A 20,060-nucleotide genomic window follows, 5' to 3' on the forward strand; every position below is an offset into this window, starting at 1 on the left:
ATATTCCAGCAGAAAGGAAAGCTGCGCCTGAATTTTCTTGCTTATATCAGAGATAGTACGGCATTTTTTCTTTATTTGGGGGCTGTTTTATTAACTGCAGGACACATTATACAAATTATTGACAATCATCACATTTCATAAAAGCGATATGCAGGGTAACAGATATTAAACCTTTCCTGTTATGGCGGTCTTGTCCGCAGAGATTTATTTTCTGTGATCTGCTTCCAGAACCCCTCACTTGCTGCTATTGTCAAATTCCGACACTATTTAGCCAATTCGCCCTGCTACTCTTTGTTGTTCCCAACTCCAGCGGTGGATACTTGGGTTTTTGCCATATGCCAGAACAAAAAACGAGCGCTATTCGTTGTGAGCAGCCCAGAACCACTGATAGGGAGCGTTAAACAACGTATATCTAATGCTATCGTGAATGAAGTTATGGTCAGATAGCAAGCCACCCTGAACCGATGCTTATGATGTGATTAAAAGACGCTTAAACAAAAAAGCCCACTCAAGTTTCCTTAAGCAGGCTTTTCAAATTTGGCTCCTCTGACTGGACTCGAACCAGTGACATACGGATTAACAGTCCGCCGTTCTACCGACTGAACTACAGAGGAATCGTGTGAACGAGGCGCATATTATCGACCTCGGTACGCCTTGTCAAAGGGTGAAAACACGCTTTTTGTTCGTTTGCCGACAATTTCAGCAAATCGCTGATTTTATGGCAAATTTGCGTTCAAATTGCACAATAAAAAGCGCCGCCCGCAGGCGGCGCACTGCATCAGAACAGTACGGAGTAGTTCAGACCAAACGTACGTCCGCGGCCTTTGTAGGTGTACAGGCCCGGTGCACCGTAGGTTGGGCTATACAGCCCCGGCGCGCGCTGGCCCCATGCGGTGGTGTAGTCTTTGTCCAGCAGGTTTTCCACGCTGAAGCTGACTTTCCCCACCGGCAGGGCGTAGCTGCCCAGGAAGTCGACCGTGTTATAACCATCGATCTTCTTGCCGTCGGCGTCAGACACGTCAAAGGTCTGCGTGCTCTGCACGCGCAGGGTCCAGTCGCCCGGCGCCCAGTTCACCCATGCGCTGGCTTTCGACGGGCTGGCGCTGTCGACCGTCAGCTTCTCCCATTTCCCGTTTTCACGGGTTTCAGACTTGATGGCGTTAAAGTTCGCGCCGGTGCTCCAGTCGCTGTCGGTGAAGAAATAGTCCACCTGGCCTTCAATCCCGTAGATACGACGCTTGTCGTCTTCCAGGTTGATGGTCATATCCGTCTTGTTGATGGTGATGGTTTTATCCGAGAGCGAGTAATACGCCGCGACCTGCGTGCGCAGGTTGTCGCCGGTGTAGCGCCAGCCCAGCTCGTAGGCGTTGACCTTGATGCCGTCCAGCGTTGAGTCGTTGACGTTCACGCTGTTCAGCAGGCGATAGTGGCCGTTGCTGAGCTGGTAGGTGCCGGAGCCGTAGTACTTCGCCAGGTCAGGGATTTCAAAGCCCTGGGAGAAGTTAAACCACAGCTGCTGCTGTTCGGTCAGGCGACCGAGGATCCCGGCGTTAAACAGGAAGTTGTTGTAATCGGTTTTCCCACCCGGCACCGCGTCGGCGGAGGTGGCTTTCCCGGTGGCGATGGCCTGCTGCTGGGTGTAGCCAACAAAGTCGTCCACCTTGTTTTCGGTGTACTGGTAGCGCACGCCGCCGCTCAGGGTGATGGCGTCAATGTCGTAGCTCGCCTGCAGGAACGGGGCGAGGTTGGTGATGCTGTAGCCCGGATAACGGCCCACGTTGTAGGCATTGTCCAGCTCCATGCCGCCGCTCGCCGCCGCTTTGCTCAGGTCGAAGAACTGCTGGTTGGCATCGAAGGTTTCGTGGTCGGCATCGACACCCCAGGTCAGCGTCAAATCGTCCACCGGCTTGCTGTTCAGCGTCAGCTTGCCGCCGTAAAAATCGGTTTTCTGCTGCGACGCGCCGATGCTGCTTACCACGCCTTTGGTCAGGGTCGGGAACGGGTAGTAGGTCAGGCTCTCGTCACGGTAGTAAATCTGCGCGACAAGGTCCTGGCCCCAGAAATCGGTATTGGAGTACTGAAGGTTAATCAGATGGCGCTCGGTACCCGGCACGCGGTCAGAGTCGAGATTATCCTTGTTGTACGCGGTGGCATCGCCCGTTACCGCCGAGAAGTTCTTCCCGAGGTACAGCCCATGCTTGCCGTCGGATTCGCTCTTGTAGTACTGGGTAGTGAGCTGCAGCTGCTGGCGATCGTCGATGTTGAGGGTGCCTGTTCCCATCACATCAATACGGTCGGAATACTGCAGGCCGGTCTGGGTATTATCAATGATCACCTCGTCGCCGTTGCCGTCATACCAGCCGCCGTAGCGCTGATATGACACCGACAGACGGCCGGAGGCATTGTCGTTGCCGCCGCTCACGGCTGCCGATACGTTCTCATCGTGGTCGTTGTGGCTGTTAAACCCGCTTTTGGCCCCGGTCTGGAACTCAACTTCGGTCTCGGGCTGGCCCTTTTTGGTGACGATGTTCACCAGGCCGCCGGTGCTGCCGCCGCCGTACAGTGACGTGGCGCCGGAGATGACTTCGATGCGGTCAATGTTGAACGGGTCGATAGAGTCGAGCTGGCGGCTGTCGCTGCGGGACGAGTTAAGGCGCACGCCGTCCACCATCACCATCATGGAGCGGCCGCGCAGGTTCATGCCGTAGTTGGTACGCCCCTGGCTGCTGACGTCCATGCCCGGAATCAGCTGCGCCAGCACCTCTTTAATCTCTTTTCCGCCCTGGACCTGCTGCTCGATCTCAGAACGCTCAATGACCCAGGTGGTCTGCGCCATCTCGGCCACGCTGCGGTGCGCGCGGCTGGCAGAGACCACGATATTTTCTTCCTTTTGTTCTTCCGCCCACGCAGAGGTAGAAAGCATTGCAAGCAAGCAAGGATTTAAAACCCAAAGATGAGAACGTTTCATTGTTATGTTGATCCTGATTGTGTGTGTCAGTACTCAGTGGTTTTTGCTAACGATTTAAAAACCTGGCTGCTCTCCGGGCTGGTGGTGCTCCGCCAGTGGATAACGCCAGGGGTGGTGGCCAGTTCAAACGGCTCGTCGGCATGCGCGCGATTCAGAATTCGCGCCGCGCGCCAGGCCATCAGGCTGAGCTGGGGTTCGGCAATGCCGAGACGGTGCATCCCGGCATTCACGGCAAACAGGCGGTTGCTCTGCGGGCCGTCCCATTCGAGGGTGAAATCGTTGTTAATGCAGAACGCTTCGTCCGCATCCAGATGCAGGCGGTGAGACAGCGGCGCGAGGAACGCGGGCTGCACGGCGCGGTAGCCGGTGGCGAAAATCACCACGTCGCTCTCCAGCTGATCGTGGCCGCCGTCGAGATGATGCTGAATGCTCAGGCGATGTCCGGTTTCCTGACGCGTCAGGGCCGTCACCGAGCGGGACGGCATCAGGTGAGCCCAGGGTTTTTCACGCAGCACTTCAAAACGGTGGTACATGGCGCGGTAAATCGCCAGCAGGGACTCGGTGGTGATGCCGTCGGAGGTCATCTTCTGCTCGTGCAGCATCTGACGACGGGCCTCTTCGCCGAGCGTGGAGAAGCTGTCTACGTATTCCGGCGTGAAGTATTCGTTGGCAAACGCGGCTTCATCCAGCGCGTTGTAGTTATTGCGGCGCGATACCCAGTTCAGGCTCAGCGGCTGGCCCCATTCCCCGCGGAAGATATTTAAAAACAGATCGGCGCCGCTCTGGCCGCCGCCGACAACGGTGACGCGCTTGCCGGCGAGGTCCGGCGTGCGCAGCATCATCTCGCTGGCGTGGAAGCAGGTATCGTCCTGCGTCGTGACGCAGTCAGGCAGGTTGATCTGTTTGCCAATCCCCACGCAGACGTGGCGCGCCAGGAAGCGGTCGCGCTGGGTCACCACCTCAAACAGACCGCGCTGCTCATCAAAGCTCACCTGCTGCACCTGCTGGCTGAAGGCGAGGTTGGTGAGGTTATCCGCCGCCCAGCACAGGTAATCGGCAAACTCTTCGCGGGAAACCGTGCGCTGCTCGGTGGTCAGGAAGCGGTAGAACTTTTTGCGCTGCACCAGGTAGTTCAGGAAGCTGTGGCGGTTGGTCGGCTCCACGGCGCTGACCAGATCCTTCAGGAAGCTGGTCTGCATGTGGCAGTCCGGCACCATCATGCCCGGGTGCCACGAGAAGTGCGGCTTGCGCTCAAGGAACAGCGAGCTAAAGCCGTCCAGCCCTTCTGCGAGGGCGGCGACGCTGAGGTTAAACGGGCCAATACCAATGCCGATGAAATCATAGGTTTTCATTGCGCGGACTCCCGGGAGGCCAGAAAAAGAGGGTTATCAAGGTCGGTGACGTAGTTCGGCAGCATGCGGCTGCCGCCGTCGTGTTCGGAGAAGGTCAGTTTGACCGGGTTGAGGATCACGCGAATAATATGCGGCTTAAACAGGTCGAATTTCGCAAAGCGCTCCGCAAGCTCCGGGTGCGCGTCCATATAGCGGTGCAGCACCCCGGCAAGGATCTGATAGAAGCGGTGTTCGCTTACGCCGCATTGCAGGGTGAGGCGCGAAATAAAGCGCAGCACCGTCACAAAGTTGCCGGTTTGCAGGTCGTGGATGATGTAGTCCGCGCTCAGGCGCGCCGTCACCGCTTTTACCTGCTCCGGCAGGCTCTGCGCCTGCGGGAAATCCTCGTCCACCAGGCGCATGTCGCCCTGAAAATCCTTCAGCAGGATGCGCTGTGGAACGTAGTCCTTCATCACCAGCGTGACGTTCTGACCGTGGGCGATCAGCGCCACGCCGTAGCGGCAGAGCAGGTGGTAGAACGGGATCACCGTTGCCTCGAACAGCTTTTCCAGCCACGCTTCGGCGGTTAACCCCGAGCGCGCGATCCACGCGTCGATCAGCGGGCGCCCCGCGTTGTCGGTTTCCATCAGCGCCGCCATCAGCACCGCCTGCTCGCCATCCTGAAGATAGCAGGACGGGTTCTCGCGCCAGATCACCCCCAGCATCTCCTGATAGCGGTAGGGCGCTTTCGGCAGCGCGGCGTAGCCCGGATGCGAGAGATACCCGGCGGCGGGTTCGCCCAGCACCTGCGCGCCGGAGCGGGCAAGCGTGGCGTCGGTGGCGAACTGCTGCTGCAGCCAGCGCGAGGCCAGCGGCCCGGCGGCAATGTACTTGCCCGGAATGCCGCGATAGCAGGAGGTGTTGTAGATGGTCAGCGGCAGCTTGATGTCATACGGCGCGCGACGGCTGGCGTTGGTGAGCGTGCGCAGGGACTGCTGGGCCAGATACTCATCGCCAAACTCGCCCAGCTCAACCATTTCACCGCGGGCCAGCTGCGCCAGGAAATGAATGGCAATTTTTTGCTGCCACTGCCACGGGTGCAGCGGCACGGGCAGCCAGCCGTCGTCGAGACCCAGCGCCTGCCAGCGGGCGTTAAACCGGGCGCGCTCGGCATCGTCCATGGTGCTGGCCAGCAGAGCGTGAATGTCGCAATCGGCGTCGCTGCTCCAGACCAGATGTTCACGCTGGACGGCGATCCAGTGCAGGCGAAAGCGCCCGCGGTATTCCGGTGCGTACTGGCGCAGCGCGTCCAGACCCCAGCCGCGGCGTCCTTTGTTGAAAATAAACTTCGGGTGGCCGCTCATCAGACACTGTAATTCATCCGGGTCGAGATGGATCAGCGCGTCCGCGTCCAGCGCTTCACGCGCCTGCAGCAGCTGCATGTCCCCGCGCAGCGTGGCGTAGAGATCTTCCATGTGCTCTGCCGTTTGCGCGTCGCTCATCTCCAGCACGGTTGCCAGCTGCAGCAGCGCGCTTTCCGCTTCCACGTCGGCGCCGCTGGCGGTGGTCAGCGTGTCCGGGTCGATATGCAGCCAGCCCCAGATCCCGCGCGTGGCGCGAAACTGCCAGGACTCCGTGCCCATGGCGATGCGCCAGCCGTCCGCCGACGCCGGCTCAGCGCGCAGGGTGCGTTCGTATTCCAGCTCGGCGAGGATCTTCGCCACCATCTCGCGGTTCACTTTCTGCCAGAGCGCGTTCACAGTTCCACCTCGCTGAAGAAGCGGTGACGCTGGCTCATGATGAGGCGCGAGCGCTTGTGCGGGAAGTCGAACTCTTTCACCGTGTCGAAACCAGCGGAGGCCAGATGGCGGAACAGGCGCTGGTTGTCGAAGCGCGGCTCGGCCACGATGCGCGCGGTGCGCGGCTCATCGAGATACAGATAATGGCTCAGGCCGCGCAGCCAGCTGCGGATGTACTGCGCCCCGCGCCAGCTCTCTTCGCCCACCTGCATGTGCAGCCCACGGTCAAACGGCTGCCAGCGGTAGTGGCGGCCAATGCGGTCTTCCGGCGCCCAGTAGAGTTCAAAATAGCCAAACGGCTGGTCGTCGAAGCAGCCGATAACCGGGTAGCAGTAGGTCGAGTCAAGCTGGCGGCGCAGGTAGTTTTCCTGCTCGGCCTGCGGGCCCGCCATCTCCCAGAAGGCGTTCACGCGCGGGTTATTCATCCATTGGGTGAAACGCTCGCCGTCCAGCGCCACGTCCGCCACGCGGAAGCTCAGAGTGCGCTTGATTTGCGGATCGTAACGGCGATAAACCTCGCCCTGCGGGCGGCGAGGACGCAGCGGGAAGTACAGCTGGCGGCTCTCATCAAACTGCATGCCGCCGCTGGCCTGCGGGCGTTCGCCTTTCAGCCACAGCGGCAGCTGCCAGAAGGTTTCACGCGCCAGATAATCCCCGTGGGCCTGGCTAAACAGCGCCTGCGCCTGGGGGTCATCCTGCCAGTCCGCCCACGGCAGGGTAATGCCGGACAGGGCGGGCGCGGCAACAAACAGCTGGTCGAGGGCTTCCACCAGCCAGCCGTCCGGAAGCTCGTTCAGACGCTCCAGCACCGCGCTGCCGTCAAGACCCAGCGTCAGCGGCAGGTTTTGTTCCGTTGCGGTGCAGCGAAAGCCGTAGCCGGAATGGACGATATTCGCGATGGCCATCACGCCTTCTCCTTGTAAAACGGGTTGCTAAAGTCGAAATAGATCACCGCCGGATCGACAATGGTGTTTTCATTACGATCGTGCAGGTAGCAGAAGAAGTTGCCTTTGCAGTTCCAGGTCGGGCTGTCGAGCACGTAGTCGAGGCAGCGGGTCTGCTTCGCCGTCGTGCGCAGTTCGGCCAGCGCGTCCCGCACGCGCGCCATCAGGCTCTCTTCGCTGTCGAAACCGGCGGCGGCGAGGGCGGCGGTGACCGCAAGGGTGGAGTTCAGCAGCAGGTAATAAGGGAAGTAGCGCAGCAGTTGGCTTTCACCGAAGCGGTTTTCCACGTCAGTTTCGCCCGCGTCTTTCAGCCACGCGTCGGCCCCTTCGGTCCAGGCGCTGCCCTGGCAGTCGCGGTAAATCAGTCCGACGGGGAAATCCTGCTGCATCTCTACGAGGATATTTTGCTGGTGCGCCAGCAGCACCAGTCCGTAGTCCGCCTCGGCGCTGAACAGCGGAAGCAACACACGGTCGCAGTAGGCGTCCAGCCAGCAGCGGGCGGCCTGGGCGAGCGGTAAATCCAGACGCTGGCTAAGACGTCGCACCGCTGCGGCCAGCAGGCTGTCGCCGCCGTCCGGGGCGGCCTGGGTCAGGCTCACCAGCACGTTGGTCTGGGTGTCCGGCGTGTCAAACAGCAGGTTTACGCGCAGGGCCATCAGGCTCTCTTCCTGAATGACGCCGCTTTCATCACGCAGCCCCGCCCAACCGTCTTCCTGCATCACGCGCATGGTCGGGTAGCGAGCCTGTAAATCCTGCCAGCGCGCCGTTTTAGCCAGCCGCGCCAGGCGCATGCCGCGCTTAACCTCTTTGACCGACAGCGTGCGCACGGAGTTGGTCAGGCGCACGCTGAGGGAGAACTTAATCATGTCGCTGTTGGTTTCGCTGTACAGCGAGCGTGAGGAGCTGGTGGGCAGCCACTGCGCACCGGCTTCGCCCAGATCCTGCAGCGCGCCGTTTGCCACCAGCCGCTGGCACCAGTCCTGACCCAGCAGGTGTTCTGCCTGCCACGGATGCATCGGCAGCAGCCAGCGGGTGTCGGTGAAGCGGCCGAGCAGATCGGGCGCGCTCTGGGCGGCGAAGCGCAGCAGGCGCTCGCGCAGGGAGACGTTCAGGCTGTCGCCGGCAACGAGCGTGCTATCAACGGCAAACCAGCGCAGCGGGAAGCGGGAGCCGAAATCCGGCAGATACCGGCGCGCCTCGGTTTCGTTGAACGGCTCGTGGGATTTTGGCGCAGGGTGGAACGCGTGGCCCACCAGCAGCGCCTGTTCCGCTTCGGCAAACGTCAGCGGCTTATCGCGCAGCGTGGCCCAGTTGTGGCGCAGGTCAATCGCCTGCCAGGTATGGGTATGGCTTTCCAGCGCGCGCTGTTTAAAACGCGTCAGCGTATCGGCATCCAGCGAGCCTTTTACCGAGGGTTTTTCTAGAATTAAATCAACCAGTTGAGTGAAAGTGACGGCGTCACCGCTGTCGCTATCGCTCTGAATAAGCGTTGCCGGGAAACGGTACTGATGGTGCTGGGTTGGGGAGAAATAGCGTACCGGAACCCGAAGGGCCTGGGCGGGAGAGAGGGGAATATGAATGTGCGCTAACTCATCCGCTGCGGCTGCGGGGAGATAGCGCCAGTCCTTCGTTTCGCGTAACAGGGCGTTTAAAAAACACTGGGCTGCAACGTCTGTACCGGCAGAGCGGGGCAGAGCACGCATAGATGTACCTCATTCCATGACTGATAATAATTCTCGTTATGATATTCATTCTGTTTACAGTGGCAACTATTTTTGCAATATTTGTTTTCATTAACTTCATAATTTCCACACATTTATTGACACTATGTTCACATTCTCATGCGCGCTGATTCTGAAACGTTGACCGAAAACATCACCTCCAAAGCCAACTGGCCCCTGGCGCTGTGCGCGGGCCTGCTGGGCATCGGGCAAAACGGTTTGCTGGTCATGCTTCCGCAGCTGGTGACCCTGACCGGACTTTCACTCTCGGTCTGGGCCGGGCTGTTAATGTTCGGCTCCATGCTTTTTTTACCCGCTTCCCCCTGGTGGGGACGCCAGAGCGAGCGCCGCGGTTGTAAGGTCGTGATGGTGGCCTCGCTCAGCGGCTATCTCGCCAGCTTTGGCGTCATGGCGCTGGTGGTCTGGGCAATGGCGGCCGGGATGCTGGAAGGCACCTGGGGGCTGGCGGGGCTGATCCTCTCGCGTCTGCTGTATGGACTGACGGTGTCGGGCATGGTGCCTGCCGCGCAGACGTGGGCCATTCAGCGTGCGGGCCTGGATAAACGCATGGCGGCGCTGGCCACCATCAGCTCCGGCCTCAGCTGCGGACGCCTGCTGGGACCTCCGCTGGCGGCGCTGATGCTCAGCGTTAACCCGGTGGCGCCGCTCTGGCTGATGGCGATTGCGCCGCTAATCGCCCTGCTGCTGGTGCTGCGCGAAGCGGCGGATCCGCCGCTGCCGCCGGTGGCACACCAGGCGACCCGTCTGCAGATCTCCATGCTGCCGTTCCTGCTGCTGGCGATGCTGCTGGCGGCGCTGGTGAGCCTGATGCAGCTTGGCCTGTCACCGCACCTCAGCCCCTTGCTGGACGGCAACGCCCGGGATATCAGCCATCATGTTGCGCTCCTGCTGAGCCTGGCCGCGCTGGCCACGCTCGCGGCGCAGTTCCTGGTGGTGCGCCCGCAGCATTTCAGCCCGCTGACCCTGCTTTGCATGGCGGCGGTGCTGATGGTGGCAGGACTGGCGCTAATGTGTATCGCCGGGCTGGCGCTGTTCTACGTGGGGATTGCGATAACTTCGCTCGGCGCCGCAATGGCAACGCCGGGGTACCAGCTGCTGCTGAACGATCGGCTCACCACGGGGAAGGGGGCGGGCGCTATCGCGACCAGCCACACGCTGGGCTACGGCGTCAGCGCGCTGCTGGTGCCCGTTGTGACGCGCTTTTTTGGCGAAGAGTATTTAACGATGGCGGCCTTTGGCGTGGCGGGGCTGTTTTTAGCGCTGAGCATCGGGGTACGGTTAACCGAGCGTACCCCTGTCGAAAAAACTTAATGTACGTGGTGGGATGAAGGGCCGCCAGCGCCCTCATTTTGCCGCAGACGCTGAAGCGGGTCCTGCTGATAAAACTGGCTGAAGCGCTGCCACAGCGCCGGGAAACGGGGCGCAAAGAGTTCGGGGGCGCTGAAGAAGTACTCCGAGAGCACCGCAAAGCACTCGGCAGGATCAGTTGCCGCATAGGCATCAATGCTGGCCGCGCTTTCGCCCACCAGGTCTATCTCATCCTGGATGTTATCCATCGCCGCGTGCAGGTCGTGCTCCCATCCTGCGACTTCACGAAGCGGGATAAAAGGCACGCCGCTGGCGCGATCGCCGTTGCGGGTATCGAGCTTATGCGCCACCTCGTGAATAATCAGATTAAAGCCAGAGGCGTCGAACGAGTCCTGAATGTCGAGCCAGTTCAGGATAATGGGCCCTTGCTGCCAGCTTTGTCCGGACTGCACCACCCGCTGGTTGTGTACCAGCCCGATATCATCCTCCCACTCGTCATCAACGACGAACGGCGCGGGGTAAATCAGCACTTCGTGGAAACCGTCCAGCCACTCAATACCGAGCTCCAGCACCGGCAGGCAGAAAAGCAGGGCGATGCGGGCGTTTTTCAGCGGATCCAGCTCGAACCCCTGCAGCGGCACCAGGCGTTTTTGCTGCAAAAAACGATCCGCCATCTGAACCAGCTTCGATTGTTCATCCGGCTTAAGATTCGCCAGAACAGGGATCGCCAGCGCGTCATCCCACGGCAGCGCCATATCCCGGCCAGCCTCATTCGTTTTCCAGGGCCACTTAATCATCGCTTTGCTCGCAAACTCGTCACTTGAACAAAAATGGGAAAGTCAGGTTCAGTTAAGATGCCAGAAAATTGCGCACTGCTACACTTCCGGCCTGAATAAACTATCATTTCGTACGTAGCGGTGGGTAGCGCTTTGCAGGCATCACCTTCATTTTGTGACCTCTGTCGTAGCCTTCATTCGCAGGCTAAGTGGATAAATCAGCGCGGTATTTAACAGATGAGCGATTTCAAAGGTAACAAGCAGGCGCTGCCCAGTCGAGTATGCGTGCACTGCCAGCGGCCCATGACGTGGCGCAAGAAATGGGCGAAATGCTGGAACGAGATCAAATACTGTTCTGAGCGTTGCCGCAGGAGCCACCGTTGACTGAACTGCGCCTGATCCTGGGCGATCAGCTTAATCCCCACCACAGCTGGTTTGATACCTGCAACCCAAACGTCATTTACGTGATGCTGGAACTGCGGGCTGAAACCGCGTACGTGCTGCATCATGCCCAGAAAGTTATCGCCATCTTCGCGGCCATGCGCGCGTTTGCCTCGGCGTTAAAGGAGAAGGGGCATCGGGTGAGATATGTCCGCCTCTCTGATGATTCAAACCGCGGCGCGCTGGAAGAGAATCTCAACGCGCTTATTACGCATTACCGGGCCACAAGGGTGTTGTGGCAGGAGCCCGACGAATGGCGTCTTGATGTGCAGCTTCAGGCGTGGGCGAAAACAGCGTCCGTCGAAACGGCCTGCGTCAGCAGCGAGCATTTTTTCACCCCCCGCAACGCGGTGAGCGCGTTTTTTGCGTCACGTAAAAGCTGGCGAATGGAATACTTTTATCGGGAAATGCGCCGTCGGCACGGCATTCTCTTGACGTCTGAAGGCGAGCCGGAAGGAGGGAAATGGAATTATGATGCTGAAAACCGCAGGCGCTGGTCGGGCGAACCGCCCGCGCCGGGTGACGCGCGACCCCGCCACGATCGTTCAGCCTTGTGGGCAGAGATCCAGCGCTGCGGCGTAAAGACCTTCGGCGAACCGCAGGCCGACAATTTTCGCTGGCCGCTCAACCGTTCGGAAGCCAAAGCCAGTCTGGATGCGTTTATTTCTCACGTGCTCCCGCAGTTTGGAAACTGGCAGGATGCAATGCACGCGGAGGAACCTTTTCTTTTTCATTCGTTAATTTCTTTTGCGCTGAATACCAAAATGCTTAATCCCCGGGAGGTGGTGGCCGCCGCCCAGCAGGCATGGCGTTCGGGCCACGCGCCTCTGCCTGCCGTTGAAGGGTTTATCCGACAAATTCTCGGCTGGCGGGAGTACGTGCGCGGGATCTACTGGTCGCAGATGCCGGGCTATCGGGAGCTGAATGCTCTGGACCAGCACGCCCCGCTGCCGGACTGGTTCTGGACGGGCAAAACGCAAATGCGCTGCCTGGCGCATGCCGTTGGGCAATCGCTCACCGAGGCTTACGCCCACCATATCCAGCGCCTGATGGTGATCGGGAACTTTAGTCTGCTCAGCGGCCTGTCGCCCCAGGCGGTTCATGAGTGGTATCTGGGGGTCTATATTGATGCGTTTGAATGGGTGGAGCTGCCCAATACTCTCGGCATGAGCCAGTTTGGCGATGGCGGGTTACTGGCGAGTAAGCCCTATGTCTCAAGCGCATCCTACATTCATAAGATGAGTAACTACTGTCAGGGGTGCCGGTACCAGCATAACCAGCGCACCGGAGAGCTGGCGTGCCCGTTCAATGCCCTCTACTGGGATTTCTTTGCGCGCAACCGGGCGCGCCTCGGTAACAATCCCCGCCTGGGCATTGTCTTTAAACAGCTTGCGGATATGAAGGAAGAGGAACGGCAGGCGATTGCTGACCAGGCCGGGCGCATTCGCCTCAATCTCAACGACCTCTGACCTATTTCAACACCGCGCCGGTTGCGGAAGGTCAATAAGACGCTATTATTTTTGATTTTGTTGCTTTCCCTGACAGGACATCCAGACGCTATGCCCGTGAATTTCGACCTTAACGATCTCTATGCCTTCAGGGCGCTAGTGGAATACGGTAACTTCCGTGTCGCCGCTGAATCTATCTGCATATCCCAGTCGGCGCTGAGCCGCAGGATCGAAAAGCTGGAAGCCGCGCTGGGAACCCGGCTGTTTGACCGAACCACCCGCCGCGTCGCCCTAACGCTATACGGGCAAAATTTTGCTGAACGCTCAGCGCAGCTGCTCGACAATGTGGAATCAATGCTGGCGGATGTCGATAAGGCCAGTGAAGAGCGGACGGGGCTGATTACGGTCGCCGCAGTACCTTCCGCCGCCTGTTACTTTATGCCTGACGTGATCCGTCGCTTTCAGTCTCGCTTTCCGCGCGTTCGCATTAAGCTCATCGACAGCAGCGCGGGGAATGTGATTGACGCCGTGGCCCGAAGCCAGGCGGATTTTGGCATCTGCTTCGCGGGAAACTTGCCGTCTGAAATTGAATTTTTCCCGCTGGTGGAGGATGTCTACGTTGCGGCATGCAGAAAGGATCATCCGCTGGCGCAGAAGAGCCACCTGACGTGGCAGGCGTTTTACCAGCAGGACTATATCTCCCTCGATAAAACGTCGGGGAACCGCAACCTGCTGGATCGGATGCTGGGGGATATCATTCCCGAGCGTCCCAGCGTCTGCGAAACGCGCCACGTCACCACGATGCTCGGTATGGTAGAGGCGGGGATCGGCATTGCCGCCGTTCCCGCCATGTCGATGCCGACGTCAGAGCACACGCCGCTGACGCATCTGCCGCTGGTGGCCCCGGAGGTGAAGCGCGCCGTGGGGCTAATCCGGCGCCGGGGGCGCATCCAGTCCTATATTGCGGCTGAACTGGAAAAAGAGATCACCGAGCGGTATCGCCGGACGTAACGGGGATCATCCCCGTCTCGCGGATGACTGCCCCTGAGGGCGGTGAGGCGAGATAGCTCAGCAGCGCCTTCCCCTCCGCGGGATGCTCTGCGTGACGGGTGACCGCCCCGGCGAAGCGCGTGATGTACTGCAGATTATCCGGGATTTTACCGATAAAGGTGACGCCCGGTACCGGCAGCAGCTCGCTCACCTGCTGGAAGCCCACGGCGTATTTCCCTTTTGCCACCTCCGAAGCAACCGGAATGCGTTCGACCATCGTTGCTTTAGCCGCCGCCTCCTTTTCAATCCCCAGTTTCTTGAACAACGTCTGGCTGACATACCTGCCGCTGGCGCTGTCTGAGTAAGCGATGGAGCTGGCCTGCAATAGCGCGTTACGCAGCGTCGCCTCGCTGCTGATATCAGGAACATCCGCCCCTTTTTTCACCACCATACCGACGGGGGAGTCCGCAAGTTCCGTTCGCGAGCCCGGCCGGGTCTGGCTGGTTTTTTCGAGCTTCGCCAGCGCATCGCCCACCATAATCACCACGTCGGCTTTCTCGCCGCGCGCGAGCCGGTTTGGGATCGCCTGCGGCGTCGCGCCCATTGACGGACCGGGAATAATCACAATGGTATCGCCGGTCTGGCGCTCGTATTCCGGTGCCAGCTTTTCAAGGGCGGCTTTGAAACCGCCTGAAATCATCACCTTCACCTCCTGGGCGCAGGCATTGGCGCTCAGGAACGTCAGCATCAGCGCGGTGGCGGTATAACGAGAAGTGCGAGTCATGCGGCCCCCTGTGACTTAACGGTGTTTTGTACCGATACCGCGCGACGACGGTAGAGGTAGAGGGTTGCCAGCAGGGCACACACCGCGGCGAAGCTCATCCAGTAGCCCGGCGAGGCTTTGTCACCGGTGTATTCAATCAGCGCGGTGGACATCACCGGGGTAAAGCCGCCGAAGACCGCCGTTGCCAGGCTGTAAGCCAGAGAGAACCCTGCCACGCGGACTTCAGCCGGCATAATTTCCGTCAGCGCCGGGATCATCGCCCCGTTATACAGCCCGTACAGGAAGGAGAGCCACAGCAGGACGCTCAGCATCATGGAGAAGCTCGGCGCGTCAGCCAGCAGCGTCAGGGCCGGGTAGCTGGTGGCCAGCGCCAGCAGGGTCATGGCAATCAGCACCGGTTTACGCCCGAAGCGGTCCGACAGCGCGCCGCCCACCGGCAGCCAGATGAAGTTAGAGATCGCCACCAGCAGCGTGACCAGCAGGCTGTCAGAGGCGCTCAGCATCAGCACTTTTTTGCCGAAGGTTGGCGCGTAGACGGTGATCAGGTAGAACGCGGTGGTGGTCATCGCCACCATCAGCATGCCCGCGACCACCACCTGCCAGTTGCCAAGCAGCGTTTTAAAGACCTGACGCATCTCCAGATGGTGGCGGCGCGCGCTGAACTCTTCCGTCTCCTCCAGCTTGCGGCGCAGGAAAAAGATAAACGGCACGATTAAACAGCCGAACAGGAACGGGATGCGCCAGCCCCATTCACGAATGGCGCTCTCTTCCATCAGGGCGTTCAGGGCAAAGCCCATCGCCGCGGCGACCATAATGGCAACCTGCTGGCTGCCGGACTGCCAGCTGGTATAGAACCCTTTGCGGCCCGGCGTGGCGATTTCAGCGAGATAGACCGAGACGCCTCCAAGCTCCGCACCGGCGGAAAAGCCCTGCAGCAGACGGCCCGTCAGTACCAGCAGCGGTGCCCAAAGCCCGATGCTTTGATAGGACGGGATCAGCACGATCAGAAAGGTGCCTGCCGCCATGATGGAAAGCGTTACGATCAGCCCTTTACGGCGACCAACCTTGTCAATATAAGCTCCCAGCACGATGGCCCCGACTGGACGCATCAAAAAGCCCGCGCCGAAGACCGCGAAGGTCATCATCAGCGACGCAAATTCACTGCTCGCCGGGAAGAACGTGTGGGCGATATAGGTGGCGTAGAAGCCGAAAAGAAAGAAATCGAACTGTTCGAGAAAGTTGCCGGACGTCACGCGAAGTATCGCGCCCGCCTTAGAGCGAACGGTTGCAGGTGAGGTTGAGGAAAACATGGTTATCTCCAGTTTATAGTTGACGTTTTACGCGTCTGTTTCTGAAAACTGGATCAGGATGGCGAAATAGATAAGCGCAATTAACGCATTGATTGATGCGCGTTACGCATCAATAGTGAGGCGGTAATGATGAGCACCATAAGCAACAATAACTTAACAAAATATTGGCTTTTTATTCACCAATGTCATCTAAGTCTCTGATATTGCGATTTTGTGATGTGGCGCAGAGAGAGGCTCCTGAGAAAGGGCCGGGCAAGCGCTTCGTTACCCGGCGGGTGCAATTTAGCGCAGCGCCCTGGCAATCGCGCTAAACATCAGAGAGGCTTCCAGCGGCTGGGCGCTGAAGGACGGTTCCGCCTGCGGCCAGGTAGACCACTGGACGATGACCAGATTTTCCTTCGGGTTCACCATAATCATCTGCCCGAAAATGCCCAGCGCCCAGAGCGAACCTTTCAGCGAATCCTGTGACGTCGGCTCTACGCCCGTGGCGTTGGCGGGCACTTCGTTGTTCCACCACTGATAGCCGTACAGGCCTTCTGGATGTGCGTTTGATACCGAGCCTTTCGCCTGAGTCCAGCCTGACGACTCCTTCACCCAGCCGTCAGGCAGGATTTGTTTGCCCGAGGGGAGCATACCGTTGTTCAGGATAAATTCCCCGAAGCGACCCCAGTCCTCCAGCGTGGCGTTAAAGCCGTGCGCGCCGACGTCGTGCTGGCCTTTGCTGTAGGCATGCCACACGCCGTCGCTCGCCATGCCGTAAGGCTGCCAGATGCTTTTCTCAAGATAGGCGGCGAGCGTCATGCCGGTGGCCCGCTCCAGCACGTCACCCAGCAGCCAGGCGCCGCCGGAGGAGTAAGACCAGCTCTCTCCGGCCGGGTGAACCCTGCGTAATCCCTTCACCAGCTTGCGCACGCAGTCGTAGGTACCCGGCTTCGCCTCGCACTCGGTGAGCTGCGCGAAGTCGGAGTTCGGGTTGGTATAATCCTCGTTCCACGCCACCCCGGAGGTATGGGTGATAAGCTGTTTGAGCGTCACGCCGTCCCATGCGGTGCCCTTCAGATCGGGTTCATATTTCGTGATCCTGTCGTCGAGCGAGTGAATTTTTCCCTCTTTGAGAGCTACGCCCACCAGCGCCGATACCACCGATTTCCCAACCGAACGCGAGGTCCAGAGCGTGGTGTCGGTATTGCCCTGGGCGAGATATTTCCAGGCGATTTTGCCGTCCTTCAGCACCAGCATGCCGCTAACGTTCTGGCGTTTAAGGTACTCCTTAAGGCCGTAGCGCCTGCCGTTGACCTGATACCAGGCGTCAGTGAGCGGCTTATCAGACATTTCCAGCGCCACGGCGTTACCGTGGCGGAAAACATCCCCGGCGTAGTTGCGGTAGTCATTGCGAAAGCCCACCACGCGGTCGGCCTGACTCCAGGTGAGCATCTTATGGGTGTCCGGCAGCGCGGCGTCAAAGGGGGCAGGGCAGGCGCTAAGGTCGGTGCCTTTGCAGGCGGCCACTGCCGCAGGGGAGATCAGGGTGCTGAAGACAAGGCCCGCCAGCAGGGCATGGTTTACTTTTCTGTTTTTCATATCCGTCTCTTTCAGGTTAAGAACGGCTTCAGTTTAAAAACCCCGGGGCTATAATAAAAAACGCGTAGTGGGGGAAAATCCCCCTATAAAACAGAGGGAGCGTAGCGTGGCGGGACTGATTTACTCTTTTGCACAGCTCGAGGCATTTACCGCCGTGGCCGAGAACGGGGGCCTGAGTAAAGCGGCAGTGGCGCTGAAGAAGGACCGAACGACGCTTCGCGATCTGGTTGATTTTCTTGAGGATGGCTTGGGCTACGCGCTGTTTATTCGCGACGGCCGCACCCTACGGCTCACGCCCGAAGGGGAACAGCTTCAGCGCCAGGCGCACCTGCTGATGCGGCAGGTTAAAGCCTTTGAGGCGTTTGCCAGAGAGGTGCCGCACGGTGCCACGCAGGACCTGACGCTGGCCTACGATCCTTTTACGCCCAGAGCCTTTCTGCACGGGGTGATTGCTGAAATGGTGGCGCGAAAAGTCCGGCTGAGCCTTATCTGCACCTCTCGGGATGAATCGGAACGGCTGCTGGCGAACAACGACGCGGACCTGGCCATCTGCCAGGCGCGCAACCGCAGCGTGGGCAATGACATGGAGTGGCGCGCCCTCGGCGCCATTGATATGGATTTTTATGCCGCCAGCGGGCTGTTTGCTGACAGTGCTTCCCCTCTGTCGCTGCTCGATCTCTCCCTGGTGCCCCAGGTCGTCATGCACCCCGCCTCGGACGAGCCGGTGGCGCGCCGCCTGCAGATCTCCGGGCATACCCTCTTTACCAACGAACCGGAGATGCTGCGCGGTCTGCTGGAACGCGGCTGCGGCTGGGGATTCTTACCAACGCATTTTCATGCCGGTCAGTGGCAAAATGTAAAAAGGCTGCACACTGAAGTGGGCAGCCAGGGAATTGGTCAGACGATGGTCACCATCTGGAAGCCGGGGAGCGACAAGCGCAGCACGATCGCTGAAACGCTGTCGCTCTTGCCGGACGTATGGAAGCACTCAGCGCTGTGAACAGCCTTTGCACTGCTGGTTCTGGATCTGCTGGAAGAAATCGTTGCCTTTATCATCCACCAGAATAAACGCCGGGAAGTTTTCGACTTCGATTTTCCAGATGGCTTCCATTCCCAGCTCAGGATAGGCCACGCACTCCAGACTCTTAATGCTGTTTTGCGCCAGCACCGCCGCCGGGCCGCCGATGCTGCCCAGGTAGAAGCCGCCGTGCTTATGGCAGGCGTCGGTCACCTGCTGGCTGCGGTTGCCTTTCGCCAGCATGATCATGCTCGCGCCGTGGGATTGCAGCAGGTCCACATAGGAGTCCATACGCCCTGCGGTGGTCGGGCCGAGTGAGCCAGACGCATAGCCCTCCGGGGTTTTGGCCGGACCCGCGTAATAGATCGGATGATCTTTGACGTACTGCGGCAGCGCTTCGCCGTTATCCAGCAGCTCTTTTAGCTTCGCATGGGCGATGTCGCGCGCCACGATAATGGTGCCGTTCAGCGACAGGCGGGTAGAGACCGGGTGCGCGGAAAGCTGCGCCAGGATCTCGTTCATCGGCTTGTTCAGGTTGATGCTCACCACGTCGCCTTCGCCCTGCTGGCGCAGTGATTCAGGAATATACTGGCCCGGATTGTGCTCGAGCTTCTCAATCCAGATCCCGTCGCGGTTGATCTTCGCCTTGATGTTGCGGTCAGCGGAGCAGGAGACCCCCATGCCGATTGGGCAGGAGGCGCCGTGGCGCGGCAGGCGGATCACGCGGATGTCGTGGGCGAAGTATTTTCCGCCAAACTGCGCGCCGAGGCCGAGGTTCTGCGCTTCCTGGAGCAGCTCCTGTTCCAGCTGAACGTCGCGGAACGCCTGGCCGTGCTCGTTGCCTTCGGTTGGCAGCGCGTCGTAGTAGCGGGTGGAGGCCAGCTTCACGGTTTTCAGCGTGCTTTCGGCTGACGTACCACCAATCACAAACGCGATATGGTAGGGGGGGCAGGCCGCGGTCCCCAGGGTGCGCATCTTCTCAACCAGGTAGTTTTTCAGCTTCGCCGGGGTGATTAGCGCTTTGGTTTCCTGATAGAGGTAGGTTTTGTTGGCAGAGCCGCCGCCTTTTGCCATGCACAGGAATTTGTACTCGTCCCCGTCCACGCTGTAGAGATCGATCTGCGCGGGCAGGTTAGTGCCGGTGTTCACCTCTTTATACATATCCAGCGCCGCATTCTGCGAGTAGCGCAGGTTATCTTCGATGTAGGTGTTATACACGCCCTGGCTCAGGGCCGCTTCGTCACCGCCGCCGGTCCAGACGCGCTGGCCTTTTTTACCCATGATGATTGCCGTGCCGGTATCCTGGCAGGTTGGCAGCACGCCTTTTGCGGCAATTTCAGAGTTACGCAGAAACTGCAGGGCAACGTACTTATCGTTCTGGCTGGCTTCCGGGTCGTTAAGAATAGCGGCAACCTGCTTCTGGTGGGAAGGGCGCAGCATAAACGCGGCGTCGTGGAAGGCCTGCTGGGCCAGCAGGGTCAGGGCTTCAGGCTCCACTTTCAGTACTTCCTGGCCGTCGAATTCGGCTACGGAGACGTGCTCTTTGGTCAGCAGGTAGTATTCGGTGTCGTCATGGGAAAGAGGGAAGGGGTTCTGATAAAAAAACGGTTTATTCGACAT

The 20,060-nt window shown here is 59.6% G+C and carries 15 protein-coding genes and 1 tRNA gene; 5 read left to right on the forward strand and 11 right to left on the reverse strand.

The window, feature by feature from the left end:
* Positions 1-538: 538 nt before the first annotated feature.
* From OSH03_RS08410 to OSH03_RS08435, 6 genes are all read right to left on the reverse strand, one after another.
* Positions 539-614: transfer RNA gene (locus tag OSH03_RS08410), tRNA-Asn, on the reverse strand.
* A gap of 164 nt (positions 615-778) precedes the next feature.
* Positions 779-2,968 carry a TonB-dependent siderophore receptor gene (locus OSH03_RS08415; RefSeq protein WP_266178809.1) on the reverse strand — a complete coding sequence of 730 codons (2,190 nt, stop codon included), beginning with the start codon at positions 2,966-2,968 and terminating at the stop codon, positions 779-781.
* Between the two features lie 26 nt (positions 2,969-2,994).
* Entirely contained in the window at positions 2,995-4,320 is a 1,326-nt protein-coding gene (locus OSH03_RS08420; RefSeq protein ID WP_266178810.1) for a lysine N(6)-hydroxylase/L-ornithine N(5)-oxygenase family protein, read from the reverse strand.
* The gene (gene iucC / locus OSH03_RS08425; RefSeq protein ID WP_338148596.1) at positions 4,317-6,059 is read right to left on the reverse strand and encodes an aerobactin synthase IucC; all 1,743 of its coding nucleotides are present in this window, start codon (positions 6,057-6,059) and stop codon (positions 4,317-4,319) included. Before iucC ends, OSH03_RS08420 begins: the two co-directional genes overlap by 4 nt.
* Entirely contained in the window at positions 6,056-7,003 is a 948-nt protein-coding gene (locus tag OSH03_RS08430; protein WP_266178924.1) for a GNAT family N-acetyltransferase, read from the reverse strand. Before OSH03_RS08430 ends, iucC begins: the two co-directional genes overlap by 4 nt.
* On the reverse strand, positions 7,003-8,745 hold the full coding sequence (locus OSH03_RS08435; RefSeq protein WP_266178811.1) for an IucA/IucC family protein: 1,743 nt from the start codon (positions 8,743-8,745) through the stop codon (positions 7,003-7,005). The genes OSH03_RS08430 and OSH03_RS08435 overlap by 1 nt, the downstream gene beginning before the upstream one ends.
* Before the next feature lie 138 nt (positions 8,746-8,883).
* On the opposite strand from OSH03_RS08435, the gene OSH03_RS08440 reads away from it, so the two are divergent.
* Complete coding sequence (locus OSH03_RS08440) at positions 8,884-10,095, forward strand: MFS transporter (RefSeq protein WP_266178812.1); 1,212 nt, start codon at positions 8,884-8,886, stop codon at positions 10,093-10,095.
* On the opposite strand, the gene mtfA is transcribed toward OSH03_RS08440, so the two are convergent.
* The gene (gene mtfA, locus OSH03_RS08445) at positions 10,092-10,889 is read right to left on the reverse strand and encodes a DgsA anti-repressor MtfA (protein WP_045260370.1); all 798 of its coding nucleotides are present in this window, start codon (positions 10,887-10,889) and stop codon (positions 10,092-10,094) included. The two genes, OSH03_RS08440 and mtfA, sit on opposite strands and share 4 nt — an antisense overlap.
* A gap of 216 nt (positions 10,890-11,105) precedes the next feature.
* Between mtfA and OSH03_RS08450 the strand changes: the two genes are divergently transcribed.
* The 3 genes from OSH03_RS08450 to psrA all read left to right on the forward strand — a co-directional run bounded on the left by OSH03_RS08450 (position 11,106) and on the right by psrA (position 13,768).
* The gene (locus tag OSH03_RS08450; RefSeq protein WP_266178813.1) at positions 11,106-11,252 is read left to right on the forward strand and encodes a DUF2256 domain-containing protein; all 147 of its coding nucleotides are present in this window, start codon (positions 11,106-11,108) and stop codon (positions 11,250-11,252) included.
* On the forward strand, positions 11,249-12,778 hold the full coding sequence (locus tag OSH03_RS08455) for a cryptochrome/photolyase family protein (protein WP_266178814.1): 1,530 nt from the start codon (positions 11,249-11,251) through the stop codon (positions 12,776-12,778). The genes OSH03_RS08450 and OSH03_RS08455 overlap by 4 nt, the downstream gene beginning before the upstream one ends.
* 90 nt (positions 12,779-12,868) lie before the next feature.
* On the forward strand, positions 12,869-13,768 hold the full coding sequence (gene psrA / locus OSH03_RS08460) for an L-proline-binding transcription factor PsrA (RefSeq protein ID WP_061097734.1): 900 nt from the start codon (positions 12,869-12,871) through the stop codon (positions 13,766-13,768).
* On the opposite strand, the gene OSH03_RS08465 is transcribed toward psrA, so the two are convergent.
* The 3 genes from OSH03_RS08465 to OSH03_RS08475 all read right to left on the reverse strand — a co-directional run bounded on the left by OSH03_RS08465 (position 13,743) and on the right by OSH03_RS08475 (position 17,422).
* Positions 13,743-14,531: a substrate-binding domain-containing protein gene (locus OSH03_RS08465; RefSeq protein WP_253542660.1), complete on the reverse strand. Its 789-nt coding sequence runs from the start codon at positions 14,529-14,531 to the stop codon at positions 13,743-13,745. The genes psrA and OSH03_RS08465 overlap by 26 nt on opposite strands.
* On the reverse strand, positions 14,528-15,841 hold the full coding sequence (gene tcuC / locus OSH03_RS08470) for an MFS transporter (RefSeq protein ID WP_151413380.1): 1,314 nt from the start codon (positions 15,839-15,841) through the stop codon (positions 14,528-14,530). The genes OSH03_RS08465 and tcuC overlap by 4 nt, the downstream gene beginning before the upstream one ends.
* A 282-nt stretch (positions 15,842-16,123) precedes the next feature.
* Entirely contained in the window at positions 16,124-17,422 is a 1,299-nt protein-coding gene (locus tag OSH03_RS08475; RefSeq protein WP_266178815.1) for a serine hydrolase domain-containing protein, read from the reverse strand.
* Between the two features lie 106 nt (positions 17,423-17,528).
* Here OSH03_RS08475 and OSH03_RS08480 point away from each other — a divergent pair, with 106 nt between their 5' ends.
* On the forward strand, positions 17,529-18,422 hold the full coding sequence (locus tag OSH03_RS08480) for a LysR family transcriptional regulator (protein ID WP_061097738.1): 894 nt from the start codon (positions 17,529-17,531) through the stop codon (positions 18,420-18,422).
* On the opposite strand, the gene fumA is transcribed toward OSH03_RS08480, so the two are convergent.
* A complete protein-coding gene (fumA, locus tag OSH03_RS08485) occupies positions 18,411-20,060 on the reverse strand; it encodes a class I fumarate hydratase FumA (RefSeq protein WP_266178816.1) in 1,650 nt (549 codons plus the stop codon). The two genes, OSH03_RS08480 and fumA, sit on opposite strands and share 12 nt — an antisense overlap.

Source organism: Enterobacter nematophilus (assembly GCF_026344075.1).
GTDB lineage: Bacteria > Pseudomonadota > Gammaproteobacteria > Enterobacterales > Enterobacteriaceae > Enterobacter > Enterobacter nematophilus.